This window comes from Halomonas sp. SH5A2 (genome assembly GCF_014263395.1).
Classification (GTDB): Bacteria; Pseudomonadota; Gammaproteobacteria; order Pseudomonadales; family Halomonadaceae; genus Vreelandella.
Genome location: NZ_CP058321.1, coordinates 1,400,422 through 1,417,959, shown reverse-complemented (window position 1 = coordinate 1,417,959; position 17,538 = coordinate 1,400,422). Strand labels below are relative to the sequence as shown.

Here is a 17,538-nt window from a genome sequence, read left to right as displayed (position 1 = left end):
GGATAAGGAGTACGTCAATGCAAGTCAATATCACCGGTCATCATGTAGAACTGACTGACGCCTTGCGTGACTATGTCAACGAAAAACTGGAACGCGTTGAGCGCCATTACGACAACATCACTACCGTACAGGTCACGCTCTCGGTCGAAAAAGAGCGTCAGCAGGCCGCCTGTACACTGCACGCTGCAGGCGCTGACTTGCATGCCGAAGCCCTCGATAATGACATGTACGCCGCCATCGACGCCCTAGCGGACAAGATCGATCGACAACTCGTTAAGCACAAGGAAAAAGCACAAGCCCGCGCCCAAGGCGCAGGTGTGCGTTAATTCAATGACGTTGGCCACAATCCTCCCCCCGGAACGCGTTCTATACGATGTGCCCGGGGGCAGCAAAAAACGGGTGCTGGAGTTTTTCAGCACCTTTATCGCACAAAACATTCCCAGCCTCGACAGCCAGGAAGTGTTCAGCCGTTTGATTGGCCGTGAACGCCTCGGCAGTACGGGGATTGGCAACGGCGTGGCAATTCCCCATGCGCGAAGTCCGCATTGTGATTCGCCTATCGCCGGCTTTCTCAAGCTCAATGAAGCGGTCGACTTTGACGCCATTGACGGCGACCCGGTTGACCTGGTGTTTGTTCTGCTCGTGCCTGAAGAAGCCGACGATACACACCTGGCACTGCTGGGCCAAGTTGCCTCAATCATGAACGACGCCGACACGCGCCAGCAGCTACGTAAGTCGGGTAGTCAACGTGAACTGCTGGACCTCATCTCCGCCAAGATACGCGACCAGGCCGCCAGCCTTTAATAGGCCGGTGCGCTTAAAACCGTCCTATCACGGGTCGTTTATCCAAGTCGCTTGACCGCAAGCAAGAGAGCCTTCATGCAACTCGTCATTATTAGTGGCCGATCAGGGTCAGGCAAATCGATAGCCTTACAGGCGCTGGAGGATCTGGGCTATTACGCCATTGATAACCTTCCCGCCATGCTGCTGGGCTCGCTGGTGGATGAGTTACGCGACCAGGGCGACCGCACCCACTTGGCGGTCAGCATTGACGCACGCAACCTCCCCGGCGCACTTGCCAAACTTCCAGAGCTCCTCGAAGAGCTTCGCCAGCGGACCATCAAGTGCCAGATTGTGTACCTAACCACCGATGCACGCATTTTGCTGGAGCGCTATTCGGAAACCCGCAGGCGGCACCCACTAACACGCAACAGTAGTCTCACGCTAGAAGAAGCCATCGACAAAGAAGAGCAAACGCTGCACGAAATACGCGACTTGGCCGATTTGACCATCGACACTACGCGGCTTTCAGTGCATGACCTTCGTCGGCGCATCACCGACCAGGTAGCTCATCAGCGGCGCGACCAGCTAACGCTGACCTTTGAGTCCTTCGGCTATAAGCGCGGCGTTCCGCTGGATGCCGATATTGTCTTCGATGTCCGTTGCCTGCCCAACCCCTACTGGGATCCTGCGTTACGCGGCTCCACTGGCCGCGACGCCGACATCATTGCGTTTTTGTCCAGCTACCCACTGGTCGATGACATGACTAGCGATATTCAGGGGTGGCTTGAACGCTGGCTACCCGCGTATCAGCAAAGCCAGCGCAGCTACATGACGGTTGCAATTGGCTGTACCGGCGGTCAGCATCGCTCGGTTTATATGGCTGAACAACTGGCGCAACACATCGCCAGCCTACTGGGCGAAGTACAGTTACGCCACCGCGAGCTGGGCTTGCAATATACGGTCAACGCGCCGCTTTAGTTCGATTCACGTTGACCAGTCCATCATCTATCGCGAAGACCCTAACAGCCAAAAGGAACCAGGGTGCCAGAACGTAGACTTACCCTCACTAACCAACGCGGTCTTCACGCGCGGGCCGCCACGAAGCTTGTGCAGTGCAGTCAGCAATTTGACGCCAACGTCCGTGTTTGCAAACAACAACAGGAAGCCGATGCCGCCAATATCATGGCGCTTCTGATGCTTGCGGCTCCCTGTGGCACGGAGCTATGCATCAAAGCAGAAGGCGATGACGCCGAACAGGCGCTGGATGCCATTCAATCGCTGTTCGACGCCCGCTTTGACGAAGACAAGTAAGACCCTGTCTTCAACGATCGATTAGTTACCGGCGATGGTCATGCCATCAATCAGCCAGCTACCTGAATGGATGCTGCCGCGACGATCGATATCATTACCCACGCCCACCAGGCTCCCGAACATACGCTCCAAATTACCGGCGATAGTAAATTCCTCGATCGGGTATTGAACCACCCCTTTTTCGACCCAAAAACCCGCCGCACCACGGGAATAATCACCGGTCACACCGTTAATTCCCTGGCCCATCAGCTCAGTCACCCAAACACCTGTACCCATTTGCTCGAACAGAGCTGACTGGCTGGTTAAAGGCGCAGTAATGCGCATATTGCGTGCGCCGCCAGCGTTACCGGTAGTGCTCATGCCCAACCGCCGTGCGCTGTAGGAAGACAGCATATAGCTCGCTATCTGGCCGTTTTCGATAAAGCGGTTGTTGCGCGTTTGAACGCCTTCCCCGTCAAAGGGAGAGCTCGCCGTCGCGCCAATTTCCATCGGTCGTTCTTCAAGACTGAACCAATCGGGAAACAGCGGTGTATCGAGTCGGTCACACAGAAATGAGGCCTGACGGTATAGCGCACCGCCTGCCAGCGCGCCCATCAGATGGCCCACCAGGCCACTTGCCAAGCTTGGGTCGAACAACACAGGATAGGTGCCCGTTGGCGGACGCTTGGCCCCCAAGCGGCGCAGGGTACGCTTGGCCGCCTCGCGACCTACGGCGACCGGGTCGGATAAATCGTCAGGGTTACGCGCCGAGGTGTAGTCCATGTCGCGCTGCATGCCTTGTTCGTCTTCGGCAATCAGCATGCAGGAAAGCGAATGTCGGCTGCCTTTTTGGGTGCCGATGAAGCCATGGCTGTTAGCGTAAACGCGCACACCTTCACCGCTCGACAGCGAAGCACCATCCGACTGGGTGATGCCTGCCACTTCCCGGCCGGCTTGTTCACAGCTTAGCGCCAGCTCGATGGCTTGGTCGGTGGTTAACGCCCAAGGGTGGTGGACTTTCAAATCAGGGATATCGGTCGCCATAAGCGCCGCATCGGCGAGGCCTGCCGACGGATCCTCACCCGTGTAGCGGGCAATCGCCAGGGCTTTTTCGACGGTTGCCTGCAGCGAAGCCTCGCTGGCATCCGTGGACGACGCACTGCCCTTGCGCTGACCTACATACACGGTGATGGCAATGCCCTGATCACGAGAAAGCTCAACGGTTTCCACTTCACCCTGGCGGACACTAACGCCAATTCCCTGATCAACACTTGCGCCCACCTCAGCGGCATCTGCCCCCATCCGTTTGGCCATTGCCAGCGCGCTTTCAGCGCGAAGGGTGAGCAGTGCCTGCTGGGCAGATGCGTCAAACGCTTGTGCCATACAATCTCCTTAACCACCGACATGGTCGGTAGATCAATATTGAGCATCGCAGCCTGATATAATGAAGCTACGAATTCTGTTGATGAGAACCCATGATGCCGAAACAACGCCCCGAACCCCTAGACGACGACATGGCAGAACGCCCCAGCAAGTCCCAGCTGAAGCGCGAAATGCATGCGCTTCAGGCATTAGGGGAAACACTGATTGCCATGCAACCCGCCGAGCGGGCGCGCTTCCCGCTATCCGATGACATGCTGCGTGCCATCGACGAAACCGCGCGCATTCGTTCCCATGAAGGGCGCCGGCGGCATATGCAGTACGTCGGCAAATTAATTCGCAAGGAAGACCTTGCCGCCATTCAGGCCGTGTTCGACAGCATCGAACAAGAAAAGCAGCAGCGCGACCATGCGTTTCATCGACTTGAAAAATGGCGTGACCGACTAATAGATGAAGGCGACCCGGCCGCTGAACAATGGCTCAACGAGCACCCGAATACCGATCTTCAGACCCTTCGCCAGTTGATTCGCAACGCCAAGCGCGAGCGTGATCAAGACAAGCCACCTACCAGTGCTAGAAAACTTTTCAAGTTTTTACGCAATACCGCTGAGCTTTAATTTTTTTAAGACTGCGTGCCGCCGACCGTCAGTTCGTCAACCTTCAACGTCGGCTGACCAACACCCACCGGCACGCCCTGGCCTTCTTTACCGCAAACGCCAATGCCGGTATCCAGCGCCATGTCATGGCCAATCATCGAGACACGACTCATGGCGTCAGGGCCATTACCGATCAGCGTTGCGCCTTTGACCGGCGCCGTCACACGGCCGTCTTCGATCAAATAGGCTTCACTGGCGGAAAACACGAATTTGCCGGAGGTGATGTCGACCTGGCCGCCGCCAAAGCTCACTGCGTAAATGCCTCGCTTGACGCTCTTGATAATGTCCTCAGGCTCGTCCTGCCCCGCGAGCATGACGGTGTTGGTCATGCGCGGCATCGGCAAATGGGCAAACGACTCGCGGCGCGCGTTACCAGTGGGCGCCATACCCATCAGGCGAGCATTGAGCTTGTCCTGCATATAGCCAGTCAGCACGCCGTCTTCAATCAACGAAGTGTACTGCCCTGGCGTGCCCTCATCATCGACGCTGAGCGATCCACGCCCATCGCTTAACGTGGCATCATCTACCACGGTGACGCCTTTTGAGGCCACACGCTGGCCCATCCGCCCGGCAAAGGCCGAGCTGCCCTTGCGGTTAAAGTCGCCTTCCAGACCATGCCCTACGGCTTCATGGAGCAGAATGCCCGGCCAGCCGGCCCCCAGCACCACCGGCATTTGCCCGGCGGGGGCATCGACCGCCTCAAGGTTGACCAGGGCTTGACGCACCGCTTCTTTGGCGTAGCGCTCCGAGACCTGCTCATCGCGCAGCCGCGACATTGAATAACGCCCGCCACCACCGGCGCTGCCGCGTTCGCGACGGCCGTTCTTAACAGCAATCACGCTGACATTGAAACGCACCAGGGGGCGAATATCCGTCGCCAACGTACCGTCACTGGCCCGCACCAGTACCACTTCGTAGGTACCGGAGAGCGACGCGCTCACCTGGGTGACGCTGGGATCAGCCGCGCGGGCGACACGGTCGGCGTCTTTCAGCATGGCGACTTTTTCGTCGGCGCTGAGCCCGGCGAGCGGGTCGATGCCTGCATAGTAGGACGCTGCCGTCACCGGGTTAACCGCCTGTCCGGTCAGTTGCTTGCCACTGCGCACGATACCGGCTGCCGTTCGTCCGGTATCCATCAGCGCATCGGCGGTGATCTGGTTGGAGTAGGCAAAGCCGGTTTTCTCGCCTGCCAGCGCGCGTACGCCGACGCCGCCATCAATGTTGTAGCTTGCTTCTTTAACCTCACCATCTTCCAAAACCCAGCCTTCTTCCCAGGAGCGCTGAAAGTAAAGGTCCGCGTAGTCGACACCGGCACCCATGGCATAACCCAGGCCGCTGTCCAAGGCGTCAAGATCCAGCCCGCCCGGGGTGAGCAAAATCGAAACGGCGGTTTGTAAATCGTTAGTGTTTGCGGTCATCGAGAACCTTCTAAAGTCACTTGCGGCGAGGCCCAGGGCCCCTCCACACGGTAATAAATCGTGGTCGCCTGATCCAAGGCGTCGCCGAATAGCTGATCGGCTAAAAACAATGCGCCGCCTACCACGGGCGCTCCGATGGCGATCGCCGCCATTGGCAAGCTTTGGCTTACGGGTAATGCGACGCCAAGGCGTTGATCAAGTTCACGGTTCACCAAATCAACGTCTCCCCTAAGAGATAACGTGGCGGCGGGCGCCTCTATTTGCAATGGGCCTCGCAGCATGAGCTGGCCATTGGCGATATCGGCAGCCCCGTGGACACGGTCGAACGCCGTGCCTTGACCGGTTACGTCGGAAAAATCCAGCCGCAAGCGGCGCAAGATATTGTCAAAGTTTAGCAGCCCCACCAAGCGTGCCGGTGCCGATTCCAGGGTAAGAAAACGACCATCGCGGATGTCAGTGGTCATCTCCCCCCCGGCCTTGGCGAGATCCAACTGCCATGGGGCGCCAGGCCAGGCAAGGGTCGCATCCACCTGGGCACTTCGGCTACGCATGGCCACCGGCTGGTCAAGACGTTCAAGCGCGGTGGCAATATTGCCGCCCTTTATCGCCACTTCCGCACGCGTTCGACTGGTAGCGACACCTCCTTCCCAATGCAGCGCACCGGCGGCAGTGAGCTGCCCCAGCGTCAAGCCGACGGGTTCCAGCGAAAGGCCGTCACCATCGGCATGCCAATACGCCGTTAAAGGGCCCATTCGCTTACCGTCGAGCAACATCTCGGACAACCGCAAACGGCCATCGGGAACATCCGCCAGCCATTCGGGCAATGCCATTGGGGGTGAGGTTTCAGGCGTCGTGGTTTCAACCGACTCTGTCCAGGAAGACGGCATAGACACCGTCTGCTGCTCGCGACCACCTCCAGATACCGCATCCACAATGGGGTCCAAGGAGAGCTGAGTGAGGGCAATATCCAATGGCGTCGGCCCGGTGGGACGGTACTCCACCCGCCCTCTCACCACATCGCTATCCAGCATCAGCGACACGTTGCTGTCGCGCAGGCTGCCCTCTGCGGTACCACCCCCCAGGCAAGCCTGCTTGTAAACCACGCAGGACGTGGCGATATTCAGCGAAAGTGGCGGGAACGTTGAAATTGACGTATCGCCAGCGCCTGCCGCATCGCTGCCCTGAATGAGGGGCGATAACGCCGTCTGCCAAGCAGCGATATCCAGCCGTTCAAGCTCAGCAGCCAGTTGCCAGCCAGGGATCTGCCGCCAGTTCGACGTACGGCGGGAGGCGTCGCCCAGGCGGGCGCTGCCCGCAAGCTCACCGCCGGCGGTAGACTGAATATGCAAATCGGCAATATCGGCTAAACGGCTCTGAATACGTAATGGCTCAAGGTCCGCTGTCAGTGTCCAGGGCCATGCCTGTTGGGCACTCTTGGCAAAGGGAGCAGGCAGCTTGACGGCCATGCCTTGCCAATTACTCTCCAGCGCCAACTTGGGCGTGGGCGATAGGGTTAGCTGCCCCTGCCAGGATGAGCGACCCTCGGCAAGCGACCTCGCCGCTTCAGGGCTCAGCCCTGCCAGCCCCAGCAACCCGCGGGCTGACGCCTCGCCCTGAAGCGCGACGCCATCTTCCCGGGTATCAATCGCCGCTTGAATCACGCCATCCAATAACTGCCCATTCAATTGTCCAACCAGGGCGCTTTGCTCGCCCTGTTGCTGCCAGGTAATCTGGCCCTGTAGCGACTCGATGCGCTCAGCAAGCTCACCATAGCCTATCTGCATGCCTCTGGGTTCAGCGTTGACTTCCAGAGTGAGGTCGGCTTCATCGTCCAGCGACATGGCAAGCGCCACATCACCGTCAATATCGCCCTCGAGGTTTAGATCGCTAATGTCAGGCATATTGATATCGGGCATAGCCGACAGGAACGCCAGCGCGTTTTGCCCGCTTGCCTGCCACCGGCCAGACAAGTTCAGCACATCATCCTGTAACCGAACCGCGCCATCGCTAAGCACTACGCCTTGCGTTTGCCCACGCTCAACCTCAGCCAAAAGACGACCGTTTTGCCACCTCAAGCGACCGGCCAAATCCTCAATCTGTGGCCAGTCAGGGGCTATGGGCAGGTATCCATCGCGCAGGGTCAGTTCAAGGGTGGACGTTAACGCGTCGTCGTCAACGTCATCACCTAAAGGCTGGCTGAGCTTTAACGCGCCCTGGGTGACATAACCTCCCACTTCGTTACCCAGCCACTCGCGCAATTGCGGCGTTAGTGCCTTCATTGGCACCCACTGCGCGAGCGGGTTCTCCAGAGCATCGACATCCTGAAAATCAATATCCAGACCGAAATGCCCCTGCTCAGCTTCGGTGACTAACCCAAACCCACCGGTGACGCTTGCACCCTCCCAATCAAGCACGATGTCGCGCCCGCTGACCAATGCCCGAGGGCCATCGTAAACCCACTCCACCTGCCCTGTGGCATGTTGCAACTGCATGGGGGCATCAAATAACTTTGGAAAATAAAGCGTACTTTCACGATGGTTGGCAAACTGAACGCGCCCCCTGAAATCTCGCGCCTGTACCCAGGCATCCAAGGGGCCTCCCCCGGGTGCCTGCTCCCAGGGCAACACTTCGAGGTTGCTGATGGCAGCATCAACGCCCCACTCACCTTCCTTCTGACCGATCCGAAACCCGTCTACCTGCCCACGCGGAGCGAGCGTCTGCAACACGCGCGTAACCGACTCCGGCATCAGCACATAGTCTCGCCATGCGGCGAGCGACGCCAGTTCAAAAGCGCTGGTGCGCAGCTCCCAATCACCAGGCTGGTGGGTCAAGTACCAATGCCTTGGCAGCGCGGGGCCTTCGCTGACGCCTGAGGGCTCTGCCCACTCGACATTTTCCGCATCGCCACTCACCCAGGCTTCACCACCATTGCCGTCGCGCCGCCACTGCCCCAAGGCTTCTACATTTCTCAATATGGCCCGCTGTACTTCGTGGCGCAGCGTCAACTGCGGTATATCCACCCCCACACGCGCCCGATCCAGCTGGCCCTTGTACCACTGCCCCCAGAGGCGCGCATCACCTCCGGCCTGGCTAATCTGGGGGACATACTCGGGGCGTATGACGTCCCCTAGCAGAGCCAAATGGTCAAGTTGAACCTCTACGTTCAACGCCGCCGAAAAGTCTCGATAACCGTCTTTGCCCGGCGACACCTCTGCCTGCAGGAATGCCATCGGCAACGGCCTTGAAGGCTCACTTTCCGTCTGATCGATAATATTGATACTGCCTTCAAGCTGGGTGTGCTGTTCGTCGCCCCCCAGCAACAGTGTCGGCGCATGTAAATCGACCGTATTATCCTCACCGTGCAGCACCAGGCGGGTATCTTCCACGCTTAACCGTTGGCGGAGCAGAATCCCCATCCAACGATCCAGCGCAGTTAGATTGATAGCAGGCTGTTCTTCCACCACTGGCAGTTTGGCGGGCGCTGGCCACTCCCACCTATCGCTGAAGAGTCGATAAAGATGGAATTCGGTGCCGCGAATATCGGCATCGTTGAAAATAGGCGCGCGCGCTTTGAGCGACGCCCACACGTCCAGCCGCAGGGTGGCGTGGGTCAGCTTGAACAGAGGGTAGCCATTCGGCGTTTGTGCGCTGACATCGCCCACCATGAGTTCGATATCGTTGCGCTGAAGGGCAAGCGTTAGCCGCTCAATATGAACCGGCACACCGACTTGAGATTCCAGGAATGCTTCAACGCGGGGCGTCAGGGCATCCGCCTGGCTCATCGCCAAGCGCACCAATAGCAAAATAATCGCCAGCGCACCAAGCCACCACGCGGCGATTCTCAACGCAATACGCACCACAGGGCGAATCGTCATGGATCACATCAACACAATATCGTACTGCTCTTGAGAATAGTGCTGTTCTACCTGAAAGCGAATGGTCTTATTGATGAAGGCTTCCAGATCAGCAACCGCAGCGGACTCTTCGTCCAATAATCGATCAACGACCGGCTGGGAAGCCAACACCATATACGTCTCGGCACTGTAGGCCCGCTCTTCACGAAGAATCTCGCGGAAAATCTCGTAGCACACCGTTTCGGGCGTTTTGAGAGTGCCTCTGCCACTGCAGGTTGGACAGGCTTCGCACAAGGTTTGCTCGAGACTTTCCCGGGTCCGCTTGCGGGTCAACTGCACCAGGCCAAGTTCAGTGACACCGGTGCATTTTGTCTTGGCATGGTCACGTTCCAAGGCCTTTTCCAGCACGCGCAGTACCTGGCGCTGGTGTTCGATATCTTCCATATCGATAAAGTCGATAATGATAATGCCACCCAGGTTACGCAGGCGCAGTTGCCGGGCGATCGACGTTGCCGCCTCCAGGTTAGTCTTGAAGATGGTTTCTTCAAGATTGCGATGCCCTACATAGCCACCGGTGTTGACATCAATGGTGGTCATTGCCTCGGTGGGGTCAATCACCAGATAGCCACCCGACTTCAACTGTACTTTGCGGCCCAGCGCTTTCTGGATCTCGTCTTCAACACTGTACAGGTCAAAAATGGGTCGCTCGCCGGGATAATACTCGATACGGTCCACGGCATCGGGCATGAACTCCTCGGCAAATTCCACCAGCCTGAGAAAGTTTTCCCGGGAGTCGATGCGGATCTTTTCGATATCGTCACGCATGACATCGCGTAAGGTACGCATGAACAGAGGCAGGTCATCGTATATGACCGTTGCGGGCGCCGCCGAAATTTTCCGCTCGCTGACCTTGCGCCATAACCGCAGCAAAAAATGCATATCGCCGATGAGCTCTTCATCGCCTACCCCTTCAGCCGCGGTACGCACGATAAAGCCGCCGTTTACGTCCAGGGTCTGCTCGCCGATGCTGCTATCCAGCAACGTCTTCAGCCGCTCACGTTCACGCTCGTCTTCAATGCGCTGGGAAACGCCGTGGTGTGGCGAATCGGGCATATAGACCAGATAGCGGGAGGGAACTGAAAGATGCGTCGTCAACCGCGCACCTTTGCTACCGATGGGATCTTTGGTGACCTGCACGACCAACGCCTGGCCTTCATGAAGCAGCTGGCCAATGGTCTGCTGCTCGTCAACAGCGGTACCAGGGGGCATCACTTCCTGGGCATGGATAAAGGCGGCACGTTCGAGGCCAATATCAACAAAGGCAGCCTGCATTCCAGGCAGCACACGTACGATCTTGCCTTTGTAGATATTGCCGACGATACCGCGCCGACGAGAACGCTCGATTAACGCCTCTTGCAGCACACCGTTTTCGACCAGCGCTACGCGGGTCTCCATCGGCGTCAGATTAATCAGAACCTCACCGCTCATGCAAAAATCCTTGTGGGTTTACGCGGGTAAATGTCCATTCCATAACGGTACCCCCTGACGACGCAGCAAGCACGCTGTTTCAAAAAGTGGCAGCCCCACCACTGCCGAGTGACTGCCCTCAATGCCTGCCACAAATACCGACGCCATGCCTTGGATAGCATAACCGCCCGCCTTGTCACCTGGCTCGGCGGTTTTCCAGTAGGCGGCTATCTCTGCGTCGTTGATATCTCGCAGCGTCACGCGGGTTGTCACACAGCACGTCAAGACGCCCTTTGGCCCCGTCACCGCGACACCGGTCAATACGTCGTGCTGTCGCCCCGAGAGACGCCGCAGCATGCTCGCGGCGTGGGATTCATCGTCGGGTTTGCCTAAAATCTGTCCATCCACCACGACCGCCGTATCCGAGCCCAGTGTCGACAGCGAGGTCATGGGCACCGCCGCTTGCGCCTTGGCCTGGGCCAAACGAACGACATAACGCTCGGCGGACTCGCCAGGCAATGGTGTCTCGTCAATGTCGCAGGGCTCAAGCTGAACCGAAACGCCAATTGATGCGAGCAACTCCCGGCGGCGTGGTGAGGCAGACGCCAGACACAAGACCGGCTCTGGTTCCAACATATCGGCTCCATGTCGATGACTCCGGACGGCGCACTACGCTCAGTTCCCGGCCAAACGACGCTGTAATGCGGCAAACATCGTCGCAAGCCAAGGCCATAAAACCGCGCTGACCAACGACGAGATCAAGAACGCCAGATGAATGGAAAAATCACCCACCAGGCTGCGCAACCATTGGTCGACCAGTTGTACAATCCCCAGTAGCACTAGCACCAGCAACGCTTGCTGGAGTAGTGAATAGGCACGAAAGCGGGCGTAGACAAGTGCGCACAAAAACGCCAGCAAGGAGAACATGATGGCGTGATGACCCAGAGGTGTTCCCTCGATCAAATCCAGTAGAATACCCAGCACAAAGCCGTGGAAAACACCCACTTGATCGGGCTCACGCATGCACCAATAAATCAGCATCAACCCCAACCACTCGGGCCGGAATACCTGCCACTCATCCCCCAGAGGCATCACCTGCAGACAAAGCGCCATCAGCAAGGTCAACCACACCACCACCAAAGGCGTTTCCGTAACGCGGGGCATCAGGGCTCCTCCTGGGAAGATGGTTCATCGTCAGGGTTTACCACCTGATGAGCACTGCGTAACGCGTCGACCGAGACCTGCAGAGTGTCGTCCCAATGTTGCTCATCAGACTGGCGCTTAGGCGGCGGGGAAAGCAGCAGAAAATGGCGTGAGCGTTTTAGCTGAGCCATAGGCTCCGCGGTGACCTGGGCAAACGGCTGTCCAGGGTCATGCTCGACCTTGGTGACACGGGCAACGGGGTAGCCAGGCGGAAATCGCCCTGCCAAGCCAGACGTTGTCAACAAATCACCTTCGCGAATATCTGCCGTGTTCGGCACATGCAACACATTCACGCGGCCATAGCGCCCCGCCCCCTGGACAATAAAGCGCAAACCATTGCGATTGACTTGCACCGGCAAAGCATGGCTGGCATCGGCCACCAGCAGCACACGACTGGAGTAGGTCGAAACGGCCGTCACCTGACCGACTAGCCCCGTGGCATCAATCACCGGCTGGCCCACATAGGCACCATGGCGATGCCCACGATCCACCACCATCTGATGGCTGAAGGGGTCATTGTCGAGGGACAGCAATTCCGCGGTCATAAAGGGAATGTCGCGCTGTTCGGCAGCACCAAGCAAACGCCGTAATTCGGCGTTTTCCTTGGTGAGATTCGCCATTTGCTGCCCGCGGTGGGATAGCGTCAAAATTTGCTCACGCAGGCGCTGATTTTCATCAACCAGCGCTTGCTGATCTGAAAAAGCTAGCGACCCCCAATCCAGTAACCGGCTGGGAACGCCCACTACCCACTGGATCGGGGCCACCACCACTGACATCTGGGCGCGCACGTTTTCCATACGCGTAAAACGCTGGTCGACGAACATCAGCGCACTGGCAATCAGTACACAGAAAAACAGCCGATATCCCGGTAAAGGACCGTGCGAAAACAGCGGTTTAATAGGCAAATCCCCCGCGATTAACCGCTGCGATTAGTCGCTCGACAGCAACTCAAAGGTGTGCTGATCAATCATTTCGAGAGCCTTGCCGCCACCTCTAGCCACGCAAGTCAGCGGATCTTCTGCCACGATCACGGGCAGCCCGGTTTCCTCGGCGATCAGCTTATCGATATCACGCAGCAGCGCACCACCACCGGTCAGTACCAGCCCCCGCTCGGCGATATCAGACGCCAGTTCGGGAGGTGATTGCTCAAGCGCATTTTTGACCGCTGCGACAATTGAGCCCAATGTCTCTTGCAGTGCTTCGAGAATTTCGTGGGAATTGAGCGTAAAGCTGCGCGGAATCCCTTCAGCCAGGTTTCGCCCGCGCACATCGATCTCGCGAAGCTCACCGCCAGGATAGGCGCAACCAATTTCTTCCTTGATGCGCTCAGCGGTCGCTTCGCCAATCAAGCTGCCGTAATGACGACGCACGTAGGCAATGATGGCTTCGTCGAAGCGGTCACCACCCACGCGGATAGATTCAGAATAGACAATACCGTTGAGCGAAATAATCGCAATTTCAGTGGTACCGCCGCCGATATCCACCACCATCGAGCCTTGCGCTTCTTCCACGGGCAGCCCGGCACCAATCGCCGCCGCCATGGGCTCCTCGATCAGGTCCACCCGGCGTGCGCCAGCACCCTCGGCTGACTCGCGAATCGCGCGGCGCTCTACCTGCGTCGCCATATAGGGGATGCAGACCAGCACGCGCGGGCTGGGCGTGATGAAGGTGCTTTGATGCACTTTGCGGATAAAGTGCTGAAGCATTTGCTCGGTGACGGTAAAATCAGCGATAACGCCGTCTTTCATCGGGCGGATAGCCGTAATGTTACCCGGCGTACGCCCCAGCATGCGTTTAGCATCAGCGCCTACCGCTGCGACGGTGCGCATATTACCGGATTGACGGATAGCAACGACGGATGGCTCGTCAAGGACGATGCCACGGCCGCGTACGTAAATCAGTGTGTTGGCCGTACCCAGGTCGATCGATAGATCGCTGGAAAACAGCCCCCTCAGACGTTTGAACATGGATGTTGATACCTAGTGCAGACTGGGAACCCTGTGCGGATGCAAACGGTATCACCGCAACCCCCTGGCAGCAAGCACGAGTCGCGGCAAACACTGCCCGTTTGCGCCAAGATGTGGTACATTTTGCGGCTATTTTACACATCTGCGATACAAGACGTTATTACGATGACTGACTGTATACCGCGTAATGCGGGATATGTTCCATCACCTTCGCGAGGAATTTCCGATCATGGCGCTTGAAGACTCTCATGTGCGCCGGGCCGCCCATCTAGCCCGGATCGCCGTCAGCGATGACCAAGCCAGCGGTTTCGTAGAGGACCTGAGCCGAATTCTGGACATGGTCGACCAGCTGCAAGGCGTCAATACCGACGGCGTCGCGCCCCTGGCCCATCCGCTCGATGCCACCCAACGCCTGCGCGCCGACGAAGTCACCGAAACCAACCAGCGCGACACTTTCCAGCGCTGCGCCCCAGCGGTTGAAAACGGTCTGTACCTGGTGCCCCGCGTGGTCGAATAGCGCATCACCCAGGCATTAACCGCCTTTTCATCCTTATCTTTTGCTTCGAACGGAGCTCTCAGGTCATGCACGACAAGACACTGACGCAACTTGCCAACGCGCTGGGCAGCGGTGAACTATCCAGCCGTGAGCTAACTGAGCACTATCTGCAACGCATTCAGCACAGCGGTGCCATACTGAACAGTTTTATTACCGTCACCGCTGACCAAGCCCTGGAACAGGCCGACGCCGCCGACCAGGCGCGCGCCAAGGGAACGGCGAACCTGTTGACGGGCGTGCCACTGGCACTGAAGGATATTTTTTGCACCCAGGGCATTAAAACCAGCTGCGGCTCCAGGATGCTGGATAATTTCAACGCGCCTTACGATGCGGCCGTGGTGGAAAAACTCAAGGCGGCGGGCACGGTGACCCTTGGCAAAACCAACATGGACGAGTTTGCCATGGGCTCATCCAACGAAAGCAGTTACTACGGGCCGGTTAAAAACCCCTGGGACCTCACTGCTGTGCCGGGTGGCAGCTCCGGCGGAAGTGCCGCGGCCGTCGCCGCAGGACTGACACCGGCAGCTCTGGGCACCGATACCGGCGGATCGATCCGTCAGCCAGCAGCGTTCTGCGGAATTACCGGCCTCAAGCCGACCTACGGGCGTGTTTCGCGTTACGGGATCATCGCCTACGCCTCGAGCCTTGACCAGGCGGGCCCCATGGCACGCAGCGCCGAAGATTGCGCGCACCTGTTAAACGCCATGGCGGGCCACGACGGCCGCGACTCCACCAGCGTCGCCCGTGGCGTACCCGACTATACGGAAACGCTCAATGCGCCACTCTCGGGGCTGAAAATCGGTCTTCCCAAAGAGTATTTCGGCGAAGGCCTCGACCCTGAAGTCGAGAAAGCCGTGCGTGAAGCAGTCAATGTCTTTGAGTCATTGGGCGCCACGGTGCGGGATGTCAGCTTGCCCCACACGCATTACGCCATTCCCGCTTATTACGTCATTGCCCCTGCCGAAGCCTCATCCAACCTGTCGCGCTTCGACGGCGTGCGTTTCGGTCACCGCTGCGATAACCCAAGCGACCTGATCGACCTCTACAAGCGCTCGCGTGCCGAGGGCTTTGGCGACGAAGTACAGCGCCGTATCCTGATCGGCACCCATACGTTGTCCGAGGGCTTTTTTGACGCCTATTACACCAAAGCGCAGAAAGTTCGCCGCTTGATTCGCCAGGACTTCCTGGATGCCTTTGAAGATGTGGACGTCCTGATGGGGCCTGCCTCGCCGACGCCGGCGTTTGATCTAGGCGCCAAGAAGGATCCGGTATCGATGTACCTGCAGGATATCTATACGATTGCCGTCAATCTGGCGGGTATCCCGGGCATCAGCGTTCCCGCCGGATTCGTTGGCAGCCGCCCGACGGAGCGCCGCCCGATCGGCTTGCAGATACTGGGCACCCACTTTGCCGAAGCCCAGCTTTTGAATGTCGCCCACCAGTTCCAGCAAACGACCGATTGGCACTTGCAACGCCCTGATTTTGCCGAGGAGAGCGCCTAATGCAATGGGAAACCGTGATTGGGCTTGAAGTCCACGTTCAACTTGCCACCCACTCGAAGATTTTCTCCGGCGCGTCAACCGCTTTCGGCGCTGAACCGAACAGTCAGGCCTGCGCGGTCGACCTGGGCATGCCTGGCGTGCTGCCGGTACTCAACGAACAGGCCGTGGCCATGGCGGTGAAGTTCGGCCTGGCCGTGCATGCCGATATCGCCGAAGTATCGGTGTTTGACCGTAAAAATTACTTCTACCCTGATTTGCCGAAGGGTTATCAGACCAGCCAGATGTACCACCCCATCGTGGGGCCTGGCGAGGTCGAAATCGCCCTGGATGATGACACCACCAAACGCATTCGTATCCACCATGCCCACCTGGAAGAAGACGCAGGGAAATCCCTGCACGAAGACTTCCACGGCATGACGGGCATTGACTTGAATCGCGCCGGCACGCCGCTGCTGGAGATCGTCTCTGAACCGGATATGCGCAATGCCAAAGAGGCGGCCGCCTACCTCAAGGCGATTCACTCGATTGTCACCTACCTGGGCATTTCCGACGGCAATATGGCGGAAGGCTCGATGCGCTGCGACGTCAACGTCTCGGTGCGCCCCAAAGGCCAGGAAGCCTTTGGCACCCGGGCCGAGATCAAGAACGTCAACTCCTTCCGCTTTGTGGAACGCGCCATTGCCTTTGAAGTCGAGCGGCAGATCGAACTGATCGAGGACGGTGGCAAGGTCGTCCAAGAGACCCGCCTGTTCGACCCTGAGCGCGATGAGACACGCAGCATGCGCACCAAGGAAGAAGCCAACGACTACCGCTACTTCCCCTGCCCCGACCTGCTGCCAGTGGTACTCGACCAGGCCTACCTGGACCATCTGCGCAGCCAGCTACCGGAGCTGCCTGCTGAAAAACGCGAGCGTTTTCAGCAAGCGCTAGGCCTATCGGCCTACGATGCATCCGTGCTTTCCGCCAGCCGCGACATGGCGGAATATTTCGAGGAAGTCCATCGCGTTTGCGGCGATGCCAAGCAGGCCGCCAACTGGGTGCAGGGTGAGCTGTCCGGTGCGCTCAACCGCGAAAACCTCAGCATCGCCAACAGCCCGGTCACCGCCGCCCAACTGGGTGAGCTGGTCCAACGCGTGCTCGACGACACCATTAACGGCAAAGCCGCCAAAGAGGTGTTTCAGGGACTGTGGCACGGGGAAGGCGCAAGCGCCGATGCCATCATCGAGGAAAAAGGGTTAAAGCAGGTCACCGACACCGGCGCCATCGAAGCGATGATTGATCAGGTGATTGCCGACAGTCCCGCTCAGGTGGCGCAATATTGCGACGCCGAACCCGAAAAACGCGGCAAGATGATTGGCTATTTCGTCGGCCAGGTCATGAAGGCCTCCCGCGGCACTGCCAACCCCCAGCAGGTAAATGGCCTGCTAAAAGAGAAGCTTGACGCACTGCTGTAAATATCGCT

At 58.4% G+C, this 17,538-nt stretch carries 16 protein-coding genes; 8 read left to right on the top strand and 8 right to left on the bottom strand.

The window, feature by feature from the left end; genetic code table 11:
* The first annotated feature begins 17 nt into the window (after positions 1-17).
* From hpf to HXW73_RS06535, 4 genes are all read left to right on the top strand, one after another.
* Positions 18-326, top strand: a complete 309-nt coding sequence (hpf, locus tag HXW73_RS06550) for a ribosome hibernation-promoting factor, HPF/YfiA family (protein WP_027335376.1) — start codon at positions 18-20, stop codon at positions 324-326.
* A gap of 4 nt (positions 327-330) precedes the next feature.
* Positions 331-804, top strand: coding sequence for a PTS sugar transporter subunit IIA (locus HXW73_RS06545; protein ID WP_085917981.1), 474 nt, complete (start codon positions 331-333; stop codon positions 802-804).
* A 75-nt stretch (positions 805-879) separates the two neighbouring features.
* Entirely contained in the window at positions 880-1,761 is an 882-nt protein-coding gene (rapZ, locus tag HXW73_RS06540) for an RNase adapter RapZ (RefSeq protein ID WP_186255444.1), read from the top strand.
* A 63-nt stretch (positions 1,762-1,824) separates the two neighbouring features.
* On the top strand, positions 1,825-2,094 hold the full coding sequence (locus tag HXW73_RS06535; RefSeq protein WP_092825360.1) for an HPr family phosphocarrier protein: 270 nt from the start codon (positions 1,825-1,827) through the stop codon (positions 2,092-2,094).
* A gap of 21 nt (positions 2,095-2,115) precedes the next feature.
* Here the strand turns inward: HXW73_RS06535 and pmbA are convergent, their stop codons facing one another.
* Positions 2,116-3,456: a metalloprotease PmbA gene (gene pmbA, locus HXW73_RS06530; RefSeq protein ID WP_186255443.1), complete on the bottom strand. Its 1,341-nt coding sequence runs from the start codon at positions 3,454-3,456 to the stop codon at positions 2,116-2,118.
* Positions 3,457-3,551: 95 nt separating this feature from the next.
* On the opposite strand from pmbA, the gene yjgA reads away from it, so the two are divergent.
* Positions 3,552-4,070: a ribosome biogenesis factor YjgA gene (gene yjgA, locus HXW73_RS06525; protein ID WP_186255934.1), complete on the top strand. Its 519-nt coding sequence runs from the start codon at positions 3,552-3,554 to the stop codon at positions 4,068-4,070.
* A gap of 5 nt (positions 4,071-4,075) precedes the next feature.
* Here the strand turns inward: yjgA and tldD are convergent, their stop codons facing one another.
* From tldD to HXW73_RS06490, 7 genes are read right to left on the bottom strand one after another with little or no spacing between them, the layout of a single operon-like run.
* Entirely contained in the window at positions 4,076-5,527 is a 1,452-nt protein-coding gene (gene tldD, locus HXW73_RS06520; protein WP_186255442.1) for a metalloprotease TldD, read from the bottom strand.
* Positions 5,524-9,402 carry a YhdP family phospholipid transporter gene (locus HXW73_RS06515; protein WP_186255441.1) on the bottom strand — a complete coding sequence of 1,293 codons (3,879 nt, stop codon included), beginning with the start codon at positions 9,400-9,402 and terminating at the stop codon, positions 5,524-5,526. The genes tldD and HXW73_RS06515 overlap by 4 nt, the downstream gene beginning before the upstream one ends.
* Positions 9,403-9,405: 3 nt before the next feature.
* The gene (gene rng, locus HXW73_RS06510) at positions 9,406-10,869 is read right to left on the bottom strand and encodes a ribonuclease G (RefSeq protein WP_186255440.1); all 1,464 of its coding nucleotides are present in this window, start codon (positions 10,867-10,869) and stop codon (positions 9,406-9,408) included.
* A gap of 18 nt (positions 10,870-10,887) precedes the next feature.
* Positions 10,888-11,484 carry a Maf family protein gene (locus HXW73_RS06505; RefSeq protein WP_186255439.1) on the bottom strand — a complete coding sequence of 199 codons (597 nt, stop codon included), beginning with the start codon at positions 11,482-11,484 and terminating at the stop codon, positions 10,888-10,890.
* Between the two features lie 39 nt (positions 11,485-11,523).
* Complete coding sequence (gene mreD / locus HXW73_RS06500; protein WP_186255438.1) at positions 11,524-12,012, bottom strand: rod shape-determining protein MreD; 489 nt, start codon at positions 12,010-12,012, stop codon at positions 11,524-11,526.
* Complete coding sequence (gene mreC / locus HXW73_RS06495) at positions 12,012-12,956, bottom strand: rod shape-determining protein MreC (protein WP_186255437.1); 945 nt, start codon at positions 12,954-12,956, stop codon at positions 12,012-12,014. Before mreC ends, mreD begins: the two co-directional genes overlap by 1 nt.
* A 24-nt stretch (positions 12,957-12,980) precedes the next feature.
* Positions 12,981-14,018 (bottom strand): rod shape-determining protein, encoded by a 1,038-nt coding sequence (locus tag HXW73_RS06490; protein ID WP_186255436.1) that lies wholly within the window; start codon positions 14,016-14,018, stop codon positions 12,981-12,983.
* A gap of 229 nt (positions 14,019-14,247) precedes the next feature.
* Here HXW73_RS06490 and gatC point away from each other — a divergent pair, with 229 nt between their 5' ends.
* The 3 genes from gatC (at position 14,248) to gatB (ending at position 17,530) form a co-directional block, all read left to right on the top strand.
* Positions 14,248-14,535 carry an Asp-tRNA(Asn)/Glu-tRNA(Gln) amidotransferase subunit GatC gene (gatC, locus tag HXW73_RS06485; RefSeq protein WP_066321240.1) on the top strand — a complete coding sequence of 96 codons (288 nt, stop codon included), beginning with the start codon at positions 14,248-14,250 and terminating at the stop codon, positions 14,533-14,535.
* A 65-nt stretch (positions 14,536-14,600) separates the two neighbouring features.
* Entirely contained in the window at positions 14,601-16,076 is a 1,476-nt protein-coding gene (gene gatA, locus HXW73_RS06480) for an Asp-tRNA(Asn)/Glu-tRNA(Gln) amidotransferase subunit GatA (protein WP_186255435.1), read from the top strand.
* The gene (gatB, locus tag HXW73_RS06475; protein ID WP_186255434.1) at positions 16,076-17,530 is read left to right on the top strand and encodes an Asp-tRNA(Asn)/Glu-tRNA(Gln) amidotransferase subunit GatB; all 1,455 of its coding nucleotides are present in this window, start codon (positions 16,076-16,078) and stop codon (positions 17,528-17,530) included. Before gatA ends, gatB begins: the two co-directional genes overlap by 1 nt.
* The last annotated feature ends 8 nt before the right edge of the window (positions 17,531-17,538 follow it).